The organism is Aeromonas sp. AE23HZ002T15 (assembly GCF_054165525.2).
In genome coordinates this window covers 1352550-1371901 of record NZ_CM201342.1, presented here as the reverse complement: position 1 = coordinate 1371901, position 19352 = coordinate 1352550, and the positions used below count along the sequence as shown (strand labels likewise).

At 62.4% G+C, this 19352-nt stretch carries 15 protein-coding genes; 7 read left to right on the top strand and 8 right to left on the bottom strand.

Translation table 11 applies throughout. The features are described 5' to 3' along the window. Positions 1-161: 161 nt before the first annotated feature. From frdD to mscM, 7 genes are all read right to left on the bottom strand, one after another. Entirely contained in the window at positions 162-518 is a 357-nt protein-coding gene (gene frdD, locus ACT5M9_RS06205; RefSeq protein ID WP_100861283.1) for a fumarate reductase subunit FrdD, read from the bottom strand. 10 nt (positions 519-528) lie between these two features. Further along, on the bottom strand, positions 529-927 hold the full coding sequence (locus tag ACT5M9_RS06200; RefSeq protein WP_438552004.1) for a fumarate reductase subunit C: 399 nt from the start codon (positions 925-927) through the stop codon (positions 529-531). A gap of 16 nt (positions 928-943) precedes the next feature. Continuing rightward, positions 944-1678 carry a succinate dehydrogenase/fumarate reductase iron-sulfur subunit gene (locus ACT5M9_RS06195; protein WP_457980964.1) on the bottom strand — a complete coding sequence of 245 codons (735 nt, stop codon included), beginning with the start codon at positions 1676-1678 and terminating at the stop codon, positions 944-946. Continuing rightward, the gene (gene frdA, locus ACT5M9_RS06190; protein ID WP_438552006.1) at positions 1671-3455 is read right to left on the bottom strand and encodes a fumarate reductase (quinol) flavoprotein subunit; all 1785 of its coding nucleotides are present in this window, start codon (positions 3453-3455) and stop codon (positions 1671-1673) included. Before frdA ends, ACT5M9_RS06195 begins: the two co-directional genes overlap by 8 nt. A gap of 523 nt (positions 3456-3978) precedes the next feature. Continuing rightward, the gene (locus ACT5M9_RS06185; protein WP_457980965.1) at positions 3979-5856 is read right to left on the bottom strand and encodes a methyl-accepting chemotaxis protein; all 1878 of its coding nucleotides are present in this window, start codon (positions 5854-5856) and stop codon (positions 3979-3981) included. A 158-nt stretch (positions 5857-6014) separates the two neighbouring features. Next, a complete protein-coding gene (locus ACT5M9_RS06180; protein WP_457980967.1) occupies positions 6015-6692 on the bottom strand; it encodes a glycerophosphodiester phosphodiesterase in 678 nt (225 codons plus the stop codon). 166 nt (positions 6693-6858) lie between these two features. Then, positions 6859-10125: a miniconductance mechanosensitive channel MscM gene (mscM, locus tag ACT5M9_RS06175; protein ID WP_457980969.1), complete on the bottom strand. Its 3267-nt coding sequence runs from the start codon at positions 10123-10125 to the stop codon at positions 6859-6861. 157 nt (positions 10126-10282) lie between these two features. Here mscM and ACT5M9_RS06170 point away from each other — a divergent pair, with 157 nt between their 5' ends. Further along, positions 10283-11629: an MATE family efflux transporter gene (locus ACT5M9_RS06170; RefSeq protein WP_457980971.1), complete on the top strand. Its 1347-nt coding sequence runs from the start codon at positions 10283-10285 to the stop codon at positions 11627-11629. A 69-nt stretch (positions 11630-11698) separates the two neighbouring features. Here the strand turns inward: ACT5M9_RS06170 and ACT5M9_RS06165 are convergent, their stop codons facing one another. Next, complete coding sequence (locus ACT5M9_RS06165; protein WP_457980972.1) at positions 11699-12526, bottom strand: M23 family metallopeptidase; 828 nt, start codon at positions 12524-12526, stop codon at positions 11699-11701. A 253-nt stretch (positions 12527-12779) separates the two neighbouring features. Between ACT5M9_RS06165 and ACT5M9_RS06160 the strand changes: the two genes are divergently transcribed. From ACT5M9_RS06160 to ACT5M9_RS06135, 6 genes are all read left to right on the top strand, one after another. Further along, the gene (locus ACT5M9_RS06160) at positions 12780-13325 is read left to right on the top strand and encodes a fimbrial protein (protein WP_457980974.1); all 546 of its coding nucleotides are present in this window, start codon (positions 12780-12782) and stop codon (positions 13323-13325) included. Between the two features lie 37 nt (positions 13326-13362). Further along, positions 13363-14079 (top strand): fimbria/pilus periplasmic chaperone, encoded by a 717-nt coding sequence (locus ACT5M9_RS06155; protein ID WP_457980975.1) that lies wholly within the window; start codon positions 13363-13365, stop codon positions 14077-14079. 191 nt (positions 14080-14270) lie between these two features. After that, a complete protein-coding gene (locus tag ACT5M9_RS06150; protein ID WP_457980977.1) occupies positions 14271-16736 on the top strand; it encodes a fimbria/pilus outer membrane usher protein in 2466 nt (821 codons plus the stop codon). A gap of 8 nt (positions 16737-16744) precedes the next feature. Beyond that, positions 16745-17461, top strand: a complete 717-nt coding sequence (locus ACT5M9_RS06145; RefSeq protein ID WP_457980979.1) for a fimbrial biogenesis chaperone — start codon at positions 16745-16747, stop codon at positions 17459-17461. Positions 17462-17936: 475 nt separating this feature from the next. Further along, positions 17937-18491 carry a fimbrial protein gene (locus ACT5M9_RS06140; protein ID WP_438552016.1) on the top strand — a complete coding sequence of 185 codons (555 nt, stop codon included), beginning with the start codon at positions 17937-17939 and terminating at the stop codon, positions 18489-18491. 34 nt (positions 18492-18525) lie between these two features. Next, complete coding sequence (locus ACT5M9_RS06135; protein ID WP_457980981.1) at positions 18526-19308, top strand: BPSS1780 family membrane protein; 783 nt, start codon at positions 18526-18528, stop codon at positions 19306-19308. Positions 19309-19352: the final 44 nt, after the last annotated feature.

The following is a 19352-nucleotide window of genomic DNA, read 5'->3' as shown; positions in this document are numbered from 1 at the left end:
TGTCAGTGTTTTGTGATGCTTGTCTGCTATTTATTGGAATATTAATTCGTGGGGCGGGATGGCTGCTGGCGGGGCGAGAGACTGGCGACCCTGGCTGAAGGGCGGCCATAAAAAAACCGGGCGCTGGGCCCGGTTTTTATGTGTTGCTGGCAACTGAGGGATTACTGGAATACCAGCACCATCAGCAGACCGACCGTGATGGCAGACACCAGGAAGGCGAAGCCATAGAACACATAGTGGTGCAGCTTGGTGGTGTGGATCCCCAGATCGTGCAGGCCGTGGTAGATCCGGTGCATGCCGTGCCAGATGGGCAGGGCGATGACCACCAGCAGGATGCAGGCACCCCACCAGGAGCTGGCGAAGGCGAGCACGCGCTCGTAGCTCATGGTCTCCACGTCCATGATGCCCATGGGCACCAGCAGACCCGTGATGAGGACCAGCACCGGCAGCAGCATGGCGACTACCATGCCACCGGCACCAAACAGGCCCCAGTAAATCGGTTCGTCAGAACGTCTCATGATTCTCTCCTCAGGCCACGATGATCAGAACAAGCAGGGATACCACCGCCAGTGCCACGTACTGGGCGATGACGATCGGCTTCTCCGGTACCAGGTCTTCACCGCGGAAGATACGCATGGCCTTGGGGGCCAGGGCGAACCAGGTCTTGGCGTGGAACAGGCAGGCTGCCAGCGCGATGACGTGGAACAGGATGGCGATGGGGCTCTGCAGGGATTCCAGCCAGCCGTTGAACGCCTCCTGACCCTGTACCAGTCGCATCAGGCCCCACATCAGCACGACGGCGTAGATGGAGACGAAGATACTGGTGCCTTCGCGGATCATGTAACCGGTGTAGAAGGCATTCTTCAGCCACCAGTCTTTCTTCATTTCGCGCACGTAGGGCTTACGTTTGCTCTGGGTGTTGTTCATGGTCTCACTCCTGGTCTCAATCCGGCTTGAACATGGCGATCATGTAGTCCTTGGCGCTCTCGACCTTGCCAAGCTGGATGGCGGCGGCCGGATCCACGCCCTTCGGACAGACTTCCGAGCAGTAACCCACGAAGGTACAGCCCCAGACGCCCTCGTCCTGGCTCAGGATCTTCATCCGCTCCTTGGACGCGCTGTCGCGGTTGTCGGCGTTGTAGCGATAGGCCAGAGCCAGGGCCGCCGGACCGGTGAACTTCTTGTTGATGCCGTACTGCGGGCAGGCCGCGTAGCACAGACCGCAGTTGATGCACATGGAGAACTGGTGATACTTCGCCATGTCCGCCGGGGTCTGGGTGTACTCGCCGTCGCACAGGCTGCGCGGCTCGGCCGGGATGATGTAGGGCTTGATGCTCTCCAGCTTCTCGATGAAGTCGGACATGTCCACCACCAGGTCGCGCTCGATGGGGAAGTTGTTGAGCGGCTCTATGGTCATCTTGCCCGGCAGGTAGTCCCGCAGGAAGGTCTTGCAGCCCAGCTTCGGAATGCCGTTGACCATCATGCCGCAGGAGCCGCAGATCGCCATCCGGCAAGACCAGCGGAAGCTCAGGGTGGAGTCCAGCTGATCCTTGATGTACTGCAGGGCGTCCAGCAGGGACATCTCTTTCAGGTAGGGCACCTGGAAGGTCTGCATCCAGGGCTCGTTGTCCTGCTCCGGTCGGTAGCGCAGGATCTCAATTTCGATCATCTCAGCCATTCTTCTTAGCCTCGTCTTGTTTCTCACCCTCGGAACCGTACACGCGCTTGGCCGGTTGGGATTTAGTGATCTTCACATCGGAGTAATCGATGGTCGGGACGCCTTCCTGGTTGTAGAAGGAGAGAGTGTGCTTGAGGAAGTTCACGTCATCGCGCTCCTCATAACCGTCGAGGCGCTGGTGGGAACCACGGGACTCTTTGCGGTTGATGGCGGAGTGGGCCATGGCTTCGGCCACGTCCAGCATGTAGCCCAGTTCGATGGCGTACAGCAGGTCGGTGTTGAAGACGGAGGACTTGTCGTTGATCTTGATCTTCTTGTAGCGGGCCTTGAGCTCGTTGATCTTGTCGATGGTGCCCTGCATCAGCTCTTCGGTACGGTAGATACCGACGCCGGCTTCCATGGACATGCCAAGCTCGTTGCGGATATCGGCCGGGTTCTCGGTGCCGTCGATGTCGAGCAGGGAGAGGTGCTGCTTGATGAGCGCCTCGGCCTTGGCGGCCAGAGCGGCGGTGTTGCCGTGAGTCTGGGTCTTGGCGAATTCACCGGCGTGCTCACCGGCCACCTTGCCAAATACCACTATCTCGGACAGGGAGTTGGAGCCCAGACGGTTCGCACCGTGCAGACCGACGGAGGCACACTCGCCCAGGGCATACAGACCCGGCATGCGGGTGGCGCACTGGCCGTTGGTCTCGATGCCACCCATGGTGTAGTGGGCGGTCGGACGGACCGGGATCGGCTCTTTCACCGGATCCACACCCACATAGGCCTTGGCCAGTTCGCAGATGAAGGGCAGACGCTCTTTCAGGTACTTCTCGCCGAGGTGACGCAGGTCCAGGTGAACCACATCCCCCATGGGGCCCTGGATCACGCGGCCTTTCTGCTGCTCCTGCCAGAATGCCTGGGAGAGACGATCGCGGGGACCCAGCTCCATGTGTTTGTTCTTCGGCTGGCCGACCGGGGTTTCCGGGCCCAGGCCGTAGTCTTGCAGGTAGCGGTAGCCATCCTTGTTCACCAGGATGCCACCCTCACCACGACAACCTTCGGTCATCAGGATGCCGGTGCCCGGCAGGCCGGTGGGGTGATACTGGACGAATTCCATGTCGCGCAGGGGCACGCCATGGCGGTAGGCCAGCGCCATGCCGTCACCGGTGACGATGCCGCCGTTGGTGTTGTAGCGATAGACACGGCCGGCGCCACCGGTGGCCAGGATGACGGACTTGGCCTGGATGAAGCGGGTGATGCCGTTCTGGATGTCGAAGGTCAGCACGCCCTGGACGCGGCCATCTTCCACGATCAAGTCCATGCAGAAGTGCTCGTCGAAGCGCTTGATGCTCGGGTACTTGATGGAGGTCTGGAACAGGGTGTGCAGGATGTGGAAACCGGACTTGTCGGCGGCAAACCAGGTGCGGGGGATCTTCATCCCGCCGAAGCGGCGCACGTTCGCCTTGCCGTCCGGCTTGCGGCTCCAGGGGCAGCCCCAGTGCTCCAGCTGGATCATCTCGTTGGTGGCGTTGTTGACGAAGTAATCGACCACGTCCTGCTCACACAACCAGTCGCCACCGGATACGGTGTCGTTGAAGTGGTTCTCGAGGGAGTCATCATCACGGACGACACCGGCGGCGCCACCTTCTGCGGCCACAGTGTGGCTGCGCATCGGGTAGACCTTGGAAATCAGGGCGATTTCAAGCTCCGGGTGAGCCTCCGCTATGGCGATAGCGGCACGCAGGCCACCACCACCGGCACCGATGATGGCGACATCGGTCTTGATAATATCCACATCTGCCTCCTTAGGGATAGATTTGCTGGGCACGATTTTGCTCTATGAAAAAAATTCAGGCTTGATGCAAGTCAAATTGCTTTGTTTTAGTGCGTGGCAATGGTGGTTTTCGTTGAAACCACCCCATTCCTTGGAGAAAAATGCCGTCATTATCGCCATCCGTCGATGAGCCGGATCGGCCACAGCCATTGCCTTCATTGCTTTAACCCCAAGATTGTACGTATTTTTCTTTCAGGAAAATGAGAAACACCTCTCTTTTTAGGTATTACCCATAAAGTTTTTAAGTTTTTTATCAAGAAAATTTAATAATAATTATTCACATCTTGTTTGTGGCCAAAAGGCTTCGAAAAAGTAATGCGAATATAGCCATGATGGGATTCTTATGCGTCATCTCCTTGGCCGAAGGGGGAGGCAGATCACAGCAAAGAGAGTCTGAAGGGCAATTATAACCATTGAAATGAAAAGGGTTTTATAAAAAAAGAGGGCCCATAAGGCCCTCGTTGTCTGACGTATCGGAATGGGATCAAATCCGGAACATGCCCACCTGATTGTTCAGCTCGCCTGAGATATTTTTGAGCTGTGCCGACAGATTGCGGGAGCTGTCCGCATCCACCGCCAGCTCGTCCGAGACGTCCTTGACCGCCTGGATGTTGCGGCTGACCTCGTCGGTCACCGCTCGCTGCTCCTCGGCGGCGCTGGAGATCTGGGTCGCCATGTCGGAGATCTGGTTGATGGAAGTGGTGATCTGCTCCAGGGCCTGGGTGGCATCGTTCGCGTCTTCCACGCTGTTCTGGGCCAGCAGCTGGCCTTCGTGCATGGTGCTGACGGCGCCCTGGGTGTTGCGCTGCAGTGTCTCTATCATGCTGCGGATCTCGACGGTGGAGCTGTGGGTGCGCTGGGACAGCACCCGCACCTCGTCCGCCACCACGGCGAAGCCGCGACCCTGTTCCCCGGCCCGGGCCGCCTCGATGGCGGCGTTCAGCGCCAGCAGGTTGGTCTGCTCGGCGATGCCCTGGATGGTGGAGAGTATGGTGTTGATCTCCTGAGCGTTCTTCTCCAGCTCCTGGATGATGCCGGAGGCCTGCTTGACCTGGGTCGCCAGATCCGTGATGGAGCGCTGGTTGCGGGCGATCACCTGCTTGCCGTGTTCGCAGCTGCTGGAGCTGCTGCGGGCCGCCTCGGCGGTCTGCTCGGCGTTGCTGGCCACCTCCACCGCGGTGGCGGACATCTCGTGCACCGCGGTCGCAATCTGGGAGATCTCGTTCTGCTGGCGTGCCAGCCCCTGGTTGGACTTCTCCGCCATGTCGTGGGAGGACCTGGCCTGCTGGTTCAGCTGACCGGAGGAGTTGGAGATGTCCTGCACCATCACGTGGATGCGCTCGATGAAGGTGTTGACGTGGCCGGCGACGGCCCCCACCTCGTCCTGGCGTTCGATCTTGATGCGGCGGGTCAGATCGCCGTTGCCGCGGGAGAGATCCGCGATGGCGTCACCCAGGGTTTTCAGCGGTGCCAGGGAGCCGTTGATGGCCACGTAGGAGAAGCCCGCCACGATGAGGATGGTCAGCAGCCCCTGCAGCAGGGCCGAGGTGACCATGCGGGAGACGGACTGATAGGCCACCGCCTCGTCAACGACGATGCCGAAATACCAGTTGGTGTTGGGGATCTCGGTCAGGTCGAAGACGCTCGCCTTGCCGCTGATCTCCATCTCGGAGATGGTGTTGTCGTGGGCCAGCTCGTTGACCTTGGCGGCGGTCAGCTCGGGGGAGAGGATGGTGGCCTGCTTCAGGGTCAGCCCCTTGTCCGGGTGGGCGATGATGGTGCCGTTGCTGTCCACCAGGATGGCGTAGGTGCCCTCCGAGTTCATGGCCAGCACGTCCTTGACCAGGCCGTCGATGGAGACGTCACCGGCGATCACCCCCTGGGTGTTGCCGCGAGTGAAGGGTTCGGCGATGGTGATGATGAGGTTGCCCGAGGCGGCGTCGGCATAGGGGGCCGTGATGGCGAGCTTGCCGGCCGCCGTGGCGTCCTTGTACCAGGGACGCTGACGGGGATCATAGCCGGCTGGCAGATCGGTCTGCTTGCTCTGGATCATGCGGCCATCCTGGGTGCCCACGTAGACCAGGTCGAAGTTGCCCGCGTGCATGGACTGGGCCAGGTGGCTGATGGGCTCATCCTCCTTGGCGAAGGCCTCCTTGGTGGAGGTCACCATGCTGATGCGGGCGTCGAGCCAGCGGGAGATCCCCTTGACGTTGGCGGCGGAGCTGTCGTCGATGAAGCTCCAGATCAGACGCTGGGTTTCGCTGCGCAGCTGGGTGGTGTTGTACCAGACCTGCAGGCCAGTGATGAGCAAAATGATGGTCCCGATGGCGAGGACCAGCTTGTTCTTGATGGATAGATTCATGGTTACATCCTTGTGAGCGTCAATCTGAGATCTGTGTGGTGTCTGTTATTGTTATGGGCCGATCATGTATCGGCTGAAATGGCACTTTATATATCCCGATGCGCACTTATTTTCAGTTTTTTTTCACCTCCCCATGGCCCGCCAGGCCGCGCCAATACTCACTTGAATCGATCCGGTCGGTTGGTAAAGATGCCATCGACACCCATGGCCGCGAGTGTGTCTCTGTCACTCATCTCATCGACCGTATAGACCAGAACCTTTAACCCTCGTTGGTGGGCATCCGCCACCAGATCCGCATCCACGAAGTCCACGTCGCAATTGAGGGACCAGGCCCCGAGTCGCTCGGCAAATTGGGCCAGCTGGAGCGGCAGGTTGGCGGTCAGGGCACCAAGCCGGATCTCCGGCCGCAATGCCTTGAAGCGTGCGAGCTCGGGGTGATGGAAGGAGGAGACGACCCACTGGGCCGGGCTGAAGCCAAGCTCCACCTCGGCGCGGTGGGTGAGGGCCGCCACGGCCTCGGCGGTATGGGGCCCCTTGAGCTCGATGTGCAACTCGCAGCGCCCCGCGATCAGGCTCATCACCTGCCACAGGGTCGGGATCCGCTCCCCCTGGCCCGCGTCCAGGCTCTCTATATAAGCGCGGGATTGCTCGCTGAGCACTCCGCGTCCGTCGGTGCAGCGCTCCAGCCGCCTGTCGTGAAAGACCCAGAGCTCGCCGTCGGCCTGCTGCACGTCCAGCTCGATGGCGCCGGCACCGAGTTCGATGGCGAGCGCCATGGCCCTGAGGGTGTTCTCCGGCGCCAGCCCGCTGGCGCCCCGATGGGCAATGATCTGCATTAATGTCACTCCTGTCTCCGGGCTGAGCCCCAGTGTTAGCCCCGGCTCATTCGAATGTCTATCTGCTGATGGGGCAGATGCATGCCTAGCGCTGTCAGTTTTTCCAGGATCAGCGAATGGACCTCGTGGGCGCATGGGGACATGCGGTGATCCCTGTGCGGCACGATCACCCCCGACTCATCCTGATATCGATCTGCTGGTGGGGCAGATGCATGCCTAATTGATGCAGTTTTTCCAGGATCAGCGAATGCACCTCATGAGTGATCGGCATGCGGTGATCCATGTTGTTGACGTAGAGCCGGATCTCGTAGATGAGGGCCGAGTCGGTGAACTCGATGAGGAACACCTCCGGGGTGGGGGTATCCAGCACCAGGGTGGACTCCTGCACGCACTGCTCCAGCAACTGCTGCACCCGCTTGGGATCCTGGGTCAGGCCGATGCGGATGCGCAGCTTGACCCGGGTGATGGCGTCGGACAGGGACCAGTTGATGAACTGCTCCGTGATGAAGGCCTTGTTGGGGACTATGATCTCCTTCCTGTCCCAGTCCACGATAGTGGTGGCGCGGGTCTTGATCTTGGTGACGGTGCCGGTGAGATCCCGGATGGTGACGGTGTCACCGAGCCGGATCGGTTTCTCGAACAAGATGATGAGGCCGGAGACGAAGTTCGCGAAGATCTCCTGCAGACCGAAGCCCAGCCCCACCGAGAGGGCCGCCACCAGCCACTGGGTCTTGGACCAGTCGATGCCGAGCATGGAGAAACCGGTGAGGGCGCCGATCAGCAGCACCAGGTACTTGCTGACCGTGGTCAGGGCGAAGCCGGTGCCGGGGGAGAGGCTCAGGTGCTGGAGCAGGCTGAGCTCCATCAGCCCGGGCAGATTGCGGGCGGTGACCACGGTCAGAATGAAGACGAAGGCGGTCAGCATCAGATCCTGCAGGGTGATGGCGGAGAGCTGCTCTATGCCCGCCACCTTGCTGCTCACCTGCCACACCTCGATGCTACTGAGGAAGCTGAACGCAGAGTTGAGATCCGACCATTGCACCAGCACCAGCATGGTGAAGCCCAGCATCAGCAGGGTGCGCACCAGACCGAGGGACTGGGCGCTGATGGTGTCCAGATCCAGCTCGGGTTCGTCCACCACGTCGGGGATCTCCGAGCTGAGATCCTCCTCGTCCCGCTCCCGCTGGGCCAGGATCTCCGCCCGCTTGTGCTTGGCCCGATCGAAGGCGAGCCGGCGGCGCTGGATCAGCATCCAGCGGTGGGCCAGGTAGTAGACGAGCAGGCAGCCGAGCCCGGTCAGCAGGCTCAGCTCCAGCTGGCGCAGCAGGGTGCGGGAAGTATAGAAGTAGCCGAACAGGGAGCCTAGCACCGCCAGCAGGGGGGCCAGCATCAGGCTGTTCCAGATGAAGTGGTGCAGCAGGTGGGGCTTGCTCATGTCGGCCTGGCCCCAGGTCAGCGGCAGCCGCTCCCGGTTGAGGCGGGCGAAGAACAGCAGCAGCCAGAGGGCGCCGACGATGAAGGCCAACCGGCCGAGGGAGTCGTAGAAGGCGTGCTCCTGATAGCTGCTGGCCATGCCCTGCACGAAGAAGCAGGGGATCAGCACCAGCAGCAGGGTGCGGAACTGGCCCCAGACCCGCTGCACCCGCTCTTTCTGCCAGCGAAAATGCAGGATCAGGATCCCCTTGTCCAGGGTGAGGTGGCGGGCCACCAGCAGGGCCAGCAGCAGGAACCAGATCTCCCCGAGACCGCGGGCCACCGCCACCGCGAACGGGTATTGCCAGGCGCTATCCAGCAGACCGTGGAGCATCAGCACCATGGCGGGCAGGGGCAGGGCCGCCAGCAGGGAGCGGATCAGCAGCCGGCTGGTGAGGCTGAACTTGTCCTGGGTCACCTTGCCGATACGCGGGGCTATGTACTGGCTGTACTCCGTCAGGTGGAGGGCGAGTTTCACCCAGCACCAGATCAGGCCCAGCAGGCCGAGTCCCGCCAGAGTCAGGCTCATGGGACTGTTGTCGGCGATGGCCTTCGGCAGTTGCAGCCAGTTGATCGGATCCAGGGCCAGCCCCAGGGCGGCGGGGACGCCGAGCAGCACGGCGGGGCTCAGGGGGCGCACGTCCGGCATCCAGAACAGGTGGCTGGCGCTGAGTTCGCGCACCTCATCGATCTTGCTGTTCTGGCGGCTGTAGATGAGCTTGAGCCGGGTCTGCTCCTGGATCAGGGTGTCGGAGGCGTCGTTGAGCCGGGTCAGCAGCTGCCGCCTGGCCTTGAGCAGGTTGTCCAGCACGGAGCGCTGAGCCCGGTCGAGGCTTACCCCCTCCAGCAGGTTGTTGCGCACCTGGGCGGGATCCTTGAGGGCATCCTGCTCGGTCTCGTACTGGTACTTGGCCATGCGGGCCTTGACGATGGCGGACTCCAGCTTGTCCAGGGGGAAATAGGCGGGCAGATCGGCGAGCTTGCTGCGCAGGTTTTCCCCATAGGCGTTGCTGATCTGCAGCCACTCCAGCTGTTCGCGCACCGAGTTGACCAGGTCATTCAGGCCGGAGAGGGACTTGTCGACCCCGCGCTGTTCATCCTGCACCCGCTCAATCTGATCCTCGAGGGCGCCGAGCTGGATGGAGAGGGCCTGGTTCTGTTGCTGCTGCTCCTGCAGCAGGGGCAAGTCCGAGGTGAGCTGCCTGCGCAGTCGATCGCTCTCGGCCAGCGCCAGCTCGGTCTTCTCCCGCCGCAGCTGGTTCTGCTGGGCGAGCAGGCTGGCCTGCCACTCGTCCTCGTCGGTGATGGCGAGGTTGAGCTCCTGCAGCTTCAGCTTGCCGAGATCGTTGCGCTGCTGGGCGGAGAGCTGCTCCAGCTCCAGCATCTGGATCCGGTCGGACAGGCTCTGCTCCTTGAGCCGGGTCGCCAGCTGCTGGGCCTCCTGCAGCCGATCCGAGCCGCTGCTGAAGCTGAGGCGATCGAGCTGGGTGCGGGTCTGCTGCAACTGCTTGCGCAGCTCGTCGACCCGCTGGTGATACTCCTGGCCCGTGCTCTCCAGCTGGTTGAGGGCATCGGTCACCCCCTGGCGCTCCTTGCGCAGGTTGAGCTGGCGGTTGCTGCTCAGGCTGATGGCCTGGCGCAGGGCATCTTCCTTGAGGGAGGCGAGGGAGGGGCGGGACTGGGGCTGGTAGTTGTGCAGGCTCTCCTTGAGGCGCGCCGACTCCTTGGGGTAGTCGATGAGGAGCTGCTGATAGGCCTTGCCCTGCTCCCGGTAGCGCTGGGCGTCGCGGGCGTATTGCAGCGCCTGCTGGTAGCTCTCCCTCAGCTGCTGGTTTTCCGGACTCTCGGTCTTGGGCACGTTCTGCAACAGCTCCTCGACCTGGGTGATGGCGTCGTCGGCCTTGGCGAAAAAGGGGAGCAGGCTGAGACAGAGCATCAGACAGAGCAGGCGTTGCAACATGGCGCACGTTTCCGTTCATGAGAGTTGGCCCTAGCCTAAAGCAGGGGGCGAGGTGGGTAAAGTTTTCCATATTAATGATTCTCAACACAAATAACGGGTACTCAGGGCTTTGTTTGGCTATTATCCCGCTCGTTTCTCCCCTATTGCTGAGCATCCTATGTCCACCCTCGATCTGGGCACGGCGCCCCTTTCCCGCCTCTTCCTGCGCTATGTCACCCCGACGGTGGCGGCCATGCTGGTCACCGGCGTCTATGTCACCATAGATGGCATCTTCGTCGGCCATATCCTGGGGCAGGACGGTCTGGCGGGCATGATGCTGGCCTATCCCATCTGCGCCGTGCTCTATGCGGTGGGGGCGCTGATCGGCATGGGCTCCTCGTCCCTTGCCTCCTTCTATCTGGGCAAGGGGGAACAGGCCAGGGCGCGGCACATCGTCGGCAATGCGCTGGTGATGGTGTTGGTAGCGTCCGCCGTGCTCGCCTTCATCGGCATCCGCTATGGGGACGATATGCTGGCCTGGATGGGGGCCGAAGGGGTCATCTTCGACGCCGGCCTCGCCTATCTGCAGTGGTACGCCTGGCTCGGGGTCTTCGCCGTGCTCTCCATGGCCTTCACCGCCCTGCTGCGCAACGACGGCCGCCCCGGCCTCACCACCTGGATCCTGGTGGGTGGCGGCGTGCTCAACGTGCTGCTCGACTACCTGCTGATGGCGGTGATCCCCTGGGGGCTGGCGGGGGCGGCCATCGCCACCATGCTCTCCCAGGCGGTGACCGGCGGCCTGTGTCTGTGGCACTTCTTTACCCCTCGCAGCCAGTTGCGTATCCGCTGGGATACCCTGATACCGGATTGGCGGCTGATGGGGGAAACCCTGCGACTCGGGGTGTCGAGCTTTTTGATGTACCTCTATCTGTCGGTGGTGCTGGCGCTGCACAACAAGGCGCTGCTCGCGGTGGGGACCTCGCTGCATGTGGCCGCTTACGGGGTGCTCAGCTACAGCGAGGCCTTCTTCTATCTCATCTTCGAGGGGATCGCCATGGGCATCCAGCCCATCGCCAGCTTCAATGCCGGGGCCGGCAACTGGCAGCGGGTACTGAAAGTGCGCAACCTGGCGCTGGGAGTGACCCTGGTGGTGGCGCTGTGCGGCATGATCCCGCTCTATATCTGGCCGGAGGGGGTGGTTTATCTGTTTGCCGGAGACAACGCGGCCCTGCTGCCGGTGGCGACCCTCGGTATCTGGCTCTACTTCTGGGGTCTGCCCATGGAGGGCTTGCTGCTGGTGGGGGCCGTCTACTTCCAGGCCATCAACCGGGCCCGCATCGCCTCCCTGCTCACCGGTGGCAAGCTGGTGCTGATCGGCGGCTTCCTGTGGGGCTTCTCCTCCCTGTGGGGGGTCGCCGGGGTCTGGCTGGCGCTCCCCACCTGCAGCACAGTGCTGGTCTTGCTGATGTGGCGTGCCATGGGCAAGGAGGCGGCACTGCATGCCGGGGCGTCAAGGGCGCAGTGATCGACGCGGCGCAATTATCAGAGACAAGAGAGGCAGCCCTGGGCTGCCTCTCTTGTCATGGAAAACGCCTCAGGGCTTGAAGGCCCCGATGAAGATGGCGGGATCGACGCGGGTATCGTTCAGGCTGACGTTCCAGTGCATGTGGGGCCCGGTGGCGCGGCCGGTGGCGCCGACCCGGCCGATGATGCCGCCCCTTGGCAGGCTCTGGCCCAGTTTCACGTCCACCTTGGACATATGGCAGAACATGCTGATGAGCCCCTGGCCGTGATCGACGAACACCGTATTGCCGTTGAAGAAGTAGTCGCCAATCAGGATCACCTTGCCCGCCGCCGGAGACTTGATGGGGGTGCCGGCGCCGACCGCGAAGTCGAGACCGGAGTGGGGATTGCGCTCCTCGCCGTTGAAGAAGCGGCGCAGGCCGAAGGGGCTGGAGAGGGGGCCGTTGACCGGTTTGTCGAACATCAGGTTGCTGGGCTGGGCCGGGCTGAAGGTCTGGTAGGCCTTGGTCTGTTCCGCCAGCTCCCGGTTGATGCGCGCCATGTCCTCGGCCAGCGGATTGACCTGGCGCGTGTTCTTCAACTTGATGTGTTGTTCGCGGTAGTGCTTGGTACCCACGGTGAAGCTGAGCTGCCGGCCATCACTCAGGGTCAGCTGCTGGACACCGGCGGCGCTCTTGAGGGGGATGCCGACTATGGCTATCCAGCGACGACCCTCTTCTCGCACCACCAGCACGGGTTTGCCCTGATAGCGGACGCCGGGAGCCTCGGCCCCGTCTCCCAGCGGCACCACGGCCACCCCGCCGGGGACGGGATGGTTGAGCAGGCGACTGATGAAACCGGGCTCGGCATGGAGCTGGGCGCTGCAAAGCAGCAGGACAAGACACAAGAGGCGGCGCATGAAGGCTCCATGAAAAAAAGCGGATGAAATCTGAGGGGGAAAATGATGCCACATTCCCACCGGACTGTCCGTCACTCCGGACAAGGGGGCCGAATAAAGATGTTATCCGGGGGCGAGCAAGCTCGGCGTCTTTGTGCTATTTACTAATGTATCACTATGAATTGGTTGTTGAATGACACCCATGGTGACAAGGAAATTGCACTGGCAGGGAAAACGGCAGTCGCCAGCGACATCCAGACAGGTGGAGGTTGTGATGAAGACGAACGCTCGCTCTACGATACTTGCACTCGCCATGGGCGGGCTGGTCTCCCTGCCCGCTGCCGCCTTCAATGGCACCATTACCATCAACGGTGAAGTGACCGCCGGCACCTGCGCCATCGCCGTCAATGGCGGCAACGCCTCGGCCATAGTGACCCTGCCCACTGTGAGTACCAACGCGCTGACCAGCATAGGCCAGACCGCGGGGGCGACGGGCTTCAATCTGGCGCTCACCGGCTGCCCGGTGACGGGGTCGGTACGGGCCTACTTCGAGAACGTCGGGGTGGCCCAGGCCACGGGCAACCTGACCAACAAGGCAGTGGCCGCCGGCGGCAAGAACCCGGCCCAGAATGTGGAGGTGCAGATCCTCTCGGCCAACAGCAGCCCCATCGATCTTCGCACCAACACCAACAACTCTTTGGTCAATTTCAGCGGTGCCGGAACGGCCACCCTCTACTACAGTGCCCAGTATGTGGCCACTGGTGCCGTTGTTGCCGGTCTGGTCTCATCGGATCTCATCTACTCCCTGGATTACCACTGAGAATCGCCCCATGAGGTTGCCTGACTGGGTGAGACACATGGTCATAGTCGGGGGGCTGCTGTTACTGCCCTGGCAAGCCTGGGGCTATGTCCAGATCTCCGGCTCCCGGGTCATCTATCCTGCCGCCGTCCGGGAAGTCACGCTGGAATTGCTCAACAAGGGCAACCTGCCTTCCCTGGTACAGGTCTGGATCGATGCCGGCGATCGCTCCATCCGCCCTGGCGCCGATGCGGTGCCCTTTCTCATCACTCCCCCCATCACCCGTATCGAGGCCCTGCGTGGCCAGTCTCTGCGCCTTGCCTACGTGGGGCAGGGTTTGCCCAGGGACAGGGAGTCGGTGTTCTGGTTGAATGTGCTGGAGGTTCCCCCCAGCGCCAAATCGACCCAGGTAGACAAGAACCAGGTCAAGCTCGCCTTTCGCTCGCGCATCAAGCTGTTCTACCGGCCGGAGGGGTTGGCTGGCAATGTGGAGCGCTCCGCCCACCGGCTGACCTGGCGCCTCGTCAAGCAGGGGCAGGGCTATGCTCTGCGCGCCAGCAACCCCAGCCTCTATCATGTCAGCATCAGTAATCTGGAGTTGCAGACGGCCGAGGCCAGGCAGTACAGCAACCAGAGCGGTGGCATGGTGGCGCCGGGGGGCTATTTCGATTTCCCCGTGGACAGGTTGCCGGCCAGTTCCCATGCCAAGGCGGTGACCTTCTACTGGCTCAATGACTACGGCGCCCGGGAGGTGGGTCAATTCGTCTTCCATTGAGCGCGAGTCATGATGGGGGTGCAAGAAGTTGGCCCCCTCCCGTCTGGAACGTCTGCCGGTTATGAGGGGGGAGCGTCATGATTGCCAGCACACCCCCAAGTCTCGCACCATTCTGCAGGCCTCCCGTTGCGAGGGGGTTGAAAGCCCTCTCGGGATGCTGGCTGTTGTCATGTTTCTGGGGATCCCTCGTCATGGCGCAGACGGCTGAATCCTCCTCTGATACCCAGGCCACAGCGCCCGCACCCGATGTGGAGTTCGACAGCCGCCTGCTCGACAGCCTGGGGGTGAACATAGATCTCGCCCGTTTCACCCGCGCCGACTTCATCCCTCCCGGCCTCTATCAGCTCGACATCACCCTCAATGGCAAGGTTTCCCTGAGCCAGCAAGTGGAGGTGAGAGCGGGCCCGGATCCCAAGATCCCGCTGTTTTGCTTCAAACAGGATCAGCTCAAGCAGTGGGGCCTGCTGGTGGACAAGTTGCCGAACCAGCCCTCGGTGAAGCAGCAGTTGCAAAGCGACTGCATCAGGGTGGAGTCGCTGGTGCCTGGGGCCAGTTTCGGCTTCGATCTGGCGAGCCTGAGCGGGACACTTAGCTTGCCCCAGGCCTATCTGGGGCGGGTCAGGCGCGATTATGTGGGGCCCGAGCAGTGGGTCCAGGGGATCGACGCGGCCTTCGTCGGCTACAACGCCAACCTCTATTACAGCGAGCAGGAGGGGGTCGACGAGGGGTTCAGCAACAGCGTCAACCTCAATGCCGGCATCAATCTCGGGGCCTGGCGGCTGCGCCACAACGGCTCCTGGCAAGGCAGTGACGGGGGCAGCTATCAGACTCTCAACAGCTATGCTCAGCGAGATGTCACCTCCCGGACCGCCCAGCTCACCCTGGGGGAGTACTTCACTCCCGGGGACAGCTTCGACAGTGTGCCGTTCACCGGCGTACAGCTGGCCAGCGACGATGCCATGCTGCCGGATTTCGAGCGGGGCTTCGCCCCCGTGGTGCGCGGCGTGGCCCAGAGCAATGCCAGGGTCAGCATCCGCCAGGGCAACACCCTCATCTATGAGGCCCAGGTTGCCCCGGGCGCCTTCGCCATCGATGATCTCTATGCCACCAGCTTCGCCGGGGATCTGGACGTGACCATCACGGAGGCGGATGGCAGCTCCCGCAGCTTCACCCTGCCATTTTCTTCCGTGGTGCAGATGCTGCGAGATGACAGCTCCCGTTTCAGCCTGACCCTGGGGCGCTATCGCAACGATACGGGCCCCGATGGCCCTGACTTCCTGCAAGGCACCTACAGGCGCGGCTTCTCCAACACCCTGACCCTCTATGGCGGCACCATAGCCGCCGAAGACTACGGTGCCCTGCTTGGGGGGGGCGCCGTGGGATCCGATTATGGCGCCCTGGCCTTGGATGTCACCGGCTCCTGGGCGCGGGATCTGCCCGCCGACTCGGGCTTGCCTTCATCCCCCTCTGGTCAGAGCTATCGCCTCACCTACAGCAAGCAGATGGATATCACCCAGACCTACTTCACCCTGGCGGCCTACCGCTTCTCCAGCGAAGGCTATCTCGACCTGGCCGACGTGGCGGCGGCCCAGTCGCAGAGCTTCGATCAGCTGCAGCGGGAGCGCAATCGCTTCCAGCTCAACATCAATCAGCCGATAGGGGACTGGGGGGATCTCTACTTCAACGGGATCCGTCGTGACTATTGGGGCGGCCAGACCGAGAGCAGCAGTTTCCAGCTCGGCTATAACCGGGGGTTTGACTGGGGCAACCTGACGCTCTCCGCCAGCCACTCCCTGGACGACGGGGTGGGGGATCAATACATGCTGAGTCTCAGCATCCCCATCGGCAACAGGCTCGGCTCTCCCCGCCTGAGCAGCACCCTTTCCTACCAGGAGGGGCAGGGCTACAGCGCCAGGCTGGACCTCAACGGCGGGACCCAGGATGGCCGCCTCTACTACGGCCTCTACGGCAGCCAGGGGCAGGGGAGCGGGGCCGGCAATCAGGGTTATGGCGCCAATCTGCAGTATCAGGCGGCGACCACCCAGCTCGGGATCAGTACCAGTCAGGGGGAGGGTTACTCCCAGTATGTGGCCTCGGCCAAGGGAACCCTGCTGGTGCACGAGGATGGCTGGGTGCTGGGACAGAGTCAGGGGGAGACGATGGCGCTGGTGGAGGCAAAGGGCGCCCAGGGTGCCAAGATAAGCCAGGGCATGGGCAGTGAAATCGATGGAGATGGTTACGCAGTGCTGGCGGGGCTCAACCCCTATCGCACCAATGTCATCAGCCTGGATCCGAGCGGCTTGCCGCTGGACGTGGAGATAGAGGGCAGCGCCCAGATGGTGGCGCCGCGCCGCGGTGCCATCGTCAAGCTGGACTATGAGACCCACCTCGGCCAGCCGCTGCTGCTCAAGGTGCTGCGGCAGGACGGCTCCAGCCCCCCCTTCGGTGCCGAGGTGGTCGATGGTGACGGTGGCTCAGTGGCCGTGGTGGGGCAGGGGGGCCTCGTCTTCGTGCGCGGCGAGCAAGGGGCTCTCTATGTCCAGTGGGGAGAGGAGTCGAACCAGCAGTGCAAGCTGGATTACCGGATGCCAAAACCGGATCCGGCGGTGCCCTATCAGCAGGTAAGAGCCCGTTGCATCGGCTCGGGGGACTCATGACCATCTGCGTGCGTGGGACTCTGTGCCTGATCGCCTTGCTGTGGGGACTCGCGGGGGAGGCGGCGCTCAATCTGACCCGTACCCGGCTCGTCTATCAGGGGGGGGAGGCCAGTCTGCTGGTGCGCAACGATGGCACCGAGCCCAGCCTGCTGCAGGCCTGGGTCGACGGGGGGGACGAGCAGCAGGGGCCGGCCGAGGTCTCGACCCCTTTCCTGGTGGCCCCCCCCATGATGCGGCTGGGGCCGCAGAAGGGGCAGAGCCTGCGCATCCTAGGGGCCGAGGATCTGGCGCTGCTGCCTCAGGACAGGGAGTCCCTGTTCTGGCTCAATGTGCTGGGGTTGCCGCCCAAGGCGAGCACCTCCCAGGCCAGCGTGCAGCTCGCCTATCGCACCCGGATCAAGCTGTTCTACCGCCCCCCCGGCTTGCAGGGGCGGGTGGCGGATGCCGTTGCTCTGCTCGATTGGCGGGTGCTGGCCGATGGTTTGAGGGTCAGCAATCCGGGCCCTTTTTATATCAGCCTGAGCGAGGTGTGGATCGAGGCGGGTTCACGCAGGCTTGGCTGGCAGCAGGCTGGCCTTATTCCGCCCTATGGGATGCTGAAAATCCCGCTTCACGGGGGGGGGGCTACTGCCATCCAGGGGCGTGCGCGCTGGATTGATGACGATGGCACCTATCATGAGCAGGGGTTTGTGCCCGGCAAGGAGGGGGGGAATACGCATGACTGAGCAAGTGGGACGCGATTGGCCGGGTAGGTCGAGCCTCTGGTTGATGGGAGCCTTGCTGCTGGGCTGCCTGCTATGGCAGCCCAGGGCTCATGCCGTCATTGGTCAATGTACCAGCTCCTTTGTGGCGACCGGGCCCATCAGTACCACCAATACCCTCTACCAGCCTGGTGCAACCAGCGGCCCCACCGCCTTCTCTACGACCAGCTCTGCTACCTGCGACTGTACTGGCCTCATTTTGGGATTAACGACAGAAGTTTCAGGGGGATCCAGTTTTCCGCAAATCGCTAATCCATCCGGTGGAAATCTGCTCAAACTAAATGAATATTTCGGGATCAAGGTCGAGTTTAACGTGGGGGGATCTTATCGAGAGGTTCCATTTACCTATGCACCGCTCACCATATCGCTCTGTGTTAGTAACATCATTACTTTGAATGTCGGTGGCATTTCTATCAATGGGGGTCAATATACCCTCAAGTTGCTTAAAGGGGTCACGGGCACCCAGACCTTCAGCGGCAATGTCGCCTATCTTTTTGTGCGTCGCGGTAGTACACCCGATACCAATCCGGCCAATGCCTTCAGCACCCTGGCGATGAATATCAGCGTCACCTCGACCCCGACCTGCCAGTTCCCGGCGGGCACCAATATTCCCATCGATCTCGGCGCCGTGGCCCAGAGCGCCTTCGTGGAAGGGGATGTCCCCAGGGGCTATGCCCCCCGCACCGTCAATGTCAGCGTCACTTGCAGCCAGATCCCGAGCGATTACGTGGTCCCGCTCAGCTACAGCTTCGGGGGAGCGCTCACCAGCCAGAACCGCTTTATCACCACCAGCCTGGCTGGCGTCGGCGTGGGCATGCTGGAGCAGAGCAGCCAGACCCCTATTCCATTTGCTACCGCTATCCCTGTACCCTATGCGGCAGCCACCCATAACACCGACTACAAGGTGAGGCTGTACCCGACCAAGCTGCCGGGTCAGGTGGTGCGGACCGGTGCCTATACCGGCACCATCATGGTCACGGTGACCGTGCCCTGAGGGGCTTTTCGTTTGTTTTCCTGCGAGGTCGATGATGAACACAGAACCCAGCCTGCGACGCGAACCCAAGCGCCACCCCATCGGGCGGGGCTGGGTCTGGATCCGAACCGGTTTCGAGATCTTCAATCGGGGCATGGGGGCCAGCGTGGCCATGATAGTGCTCTGGTTCGTGGTGGGTCTGGTGCTGGATCAGCTCCCCGCGGGCGGCCTCATCTCGCAGCTGCTCTATATGGTGTGGGGGGCGGGCTGGGTAGCCGTGGCCCGGCGTGGTTTCGAGGGGCAATCCCTCCAGTTTGCGGACTTCTTCGCCGGTTTTCGCCACCGTCTGACCCCCTTGGTGCTGGGGGGCCTGTTGGTGCTCGGCATGCTCGGCCTGATCCTGCTTGTCTGCTTCGCCCTGTTGCATCTGTGGGATCTGACCGGGCTGCTGGCCCAGAACCCGGAAACGCTGACCCTGACTCCGGCGCAGGCACAGGGCTTCCTGCTCTGCCTGCTGTTGGGGATGGCGCTGGTGGTTCCCATGCTGATGGCCATCACCTTCGCCCCTGCCCTCATCTTCTTCCAGGGTGTCGGGGTCCTGCAGGCGGCCAGGCTCAGCTTCATGGGCTGCCTGCGCAACATCTGGCCCTTCCTTTGGTGGGGGCTGATCGGGGCCTTGCTGATGCTGCTCGGCGCGGCGCTCTTCCTGGTGGGCCTGCTGGTGGTGCTGCCCGCCATCAACTACTCCATCTACGCGGCCTATCGGGACATCTACCTGGAGGACGAGACCATCACCGAGCAGACGCCCCCAACCAGGGAGTTTGGTTTCGAGGCATAAGCTTGCCATGCATGAAACGGGGCCCGTAGGCCCCGTTTTGCTGT

What these genes read in the sequence shown, in the direction of transcription:
- ACT5M9_RS06155 (WP_457980975.1), top strand. Translation starts at nt 13,363, where the DNA reads ATGGTCATAGTCGGGGGGCTGCTGTTACTGCCCTGGCAAGCCTGGGGC.
- ACT5M9_RS06135 (WP_457980981.1), top strand. Translation starts at nt 18,526, where the DNA reads ATGAACACAGAACCCAGCCTGCGACGCGAACCCAAGCGCCACCCCATC.
- ACT5M9_RS06180 (WP_457980967.1), bottom strand. Translation starts at nt 6,692, where the DNA reads ATGCAGATCATTGCCCATCGGGGCGCCAGCGGGCTGGCGCCGGAGAAC.
- mscM (WP_457980969.1), bottom strand. Translation starts at nt 10,125, where the DNA reads ATGTTGCAACGCCTGCTCTGTCTGATGCTCTGTCTCAGCCTGCTCCCC.
- ACT5M9_RS06185 (WP_457980965.1), bottom strand. Translation starts at nt 5,856, where the DNA reads ATGAATCTATCCATCAAGAACAAGCTGGTCCTCGCCATCGGGACCATC.
- ACT5M9_RS06200 (WP_438552004.1), bottom strand. Translation starts at nt 927, where the DNA reads ATGAACAACACCCAGAGCAAACGTAAGCCCTACGTGCGCGAAATGAAG.
- ACT5M9_RS06160 (WP_457980974.1), top strand. Translation starts at nt 12,780, where the DNA reads ATGAAGACGAACGCTCGCTCTACGATACTTGCACTCGCCATGGGCGGG.
- ACT5M9_RS06165 (WP_457980972.1), bottom strand. Translation starts at nt 12,526, where the DNA reads ATGCGCCGCCTCTTGTGTCTTGTCCTGCTGCTTTGCAGCGCCCAGCTC.
- ACT5M9_RS06195 (WP_457980964.1), bottom strand. Translation starts at nt 1,678, where the DNA reads ATGGCTGAGATGATCGAAATTGAGATCCTGCGCTACCGACCGGAGCAG.
- ACT5M9_RS06170 (WP_457980971.1), top strand. Translation starts at nt 10,283, where the DNA reads ATGTCCACCCTCGATCTGGGCACGGCGCCCCTTTCCCGCCTCTTCCTG.
- frdD (WP_100861283.1), bottom strand. Translation starts at nt 518, where the DNA reads ATGAGACGTTCTGACGAACCGATTTACTGGGGCCTGTTTGGTGCCGGT.
- ACT5M9_RS06150 (WP_457980977.1), top strand. Translation starts at nt 14,271, where the DNA reads ATGGCGCAGACGGCTGAATCCTCCTCTGATACCCAGGCCACAGCGCCC.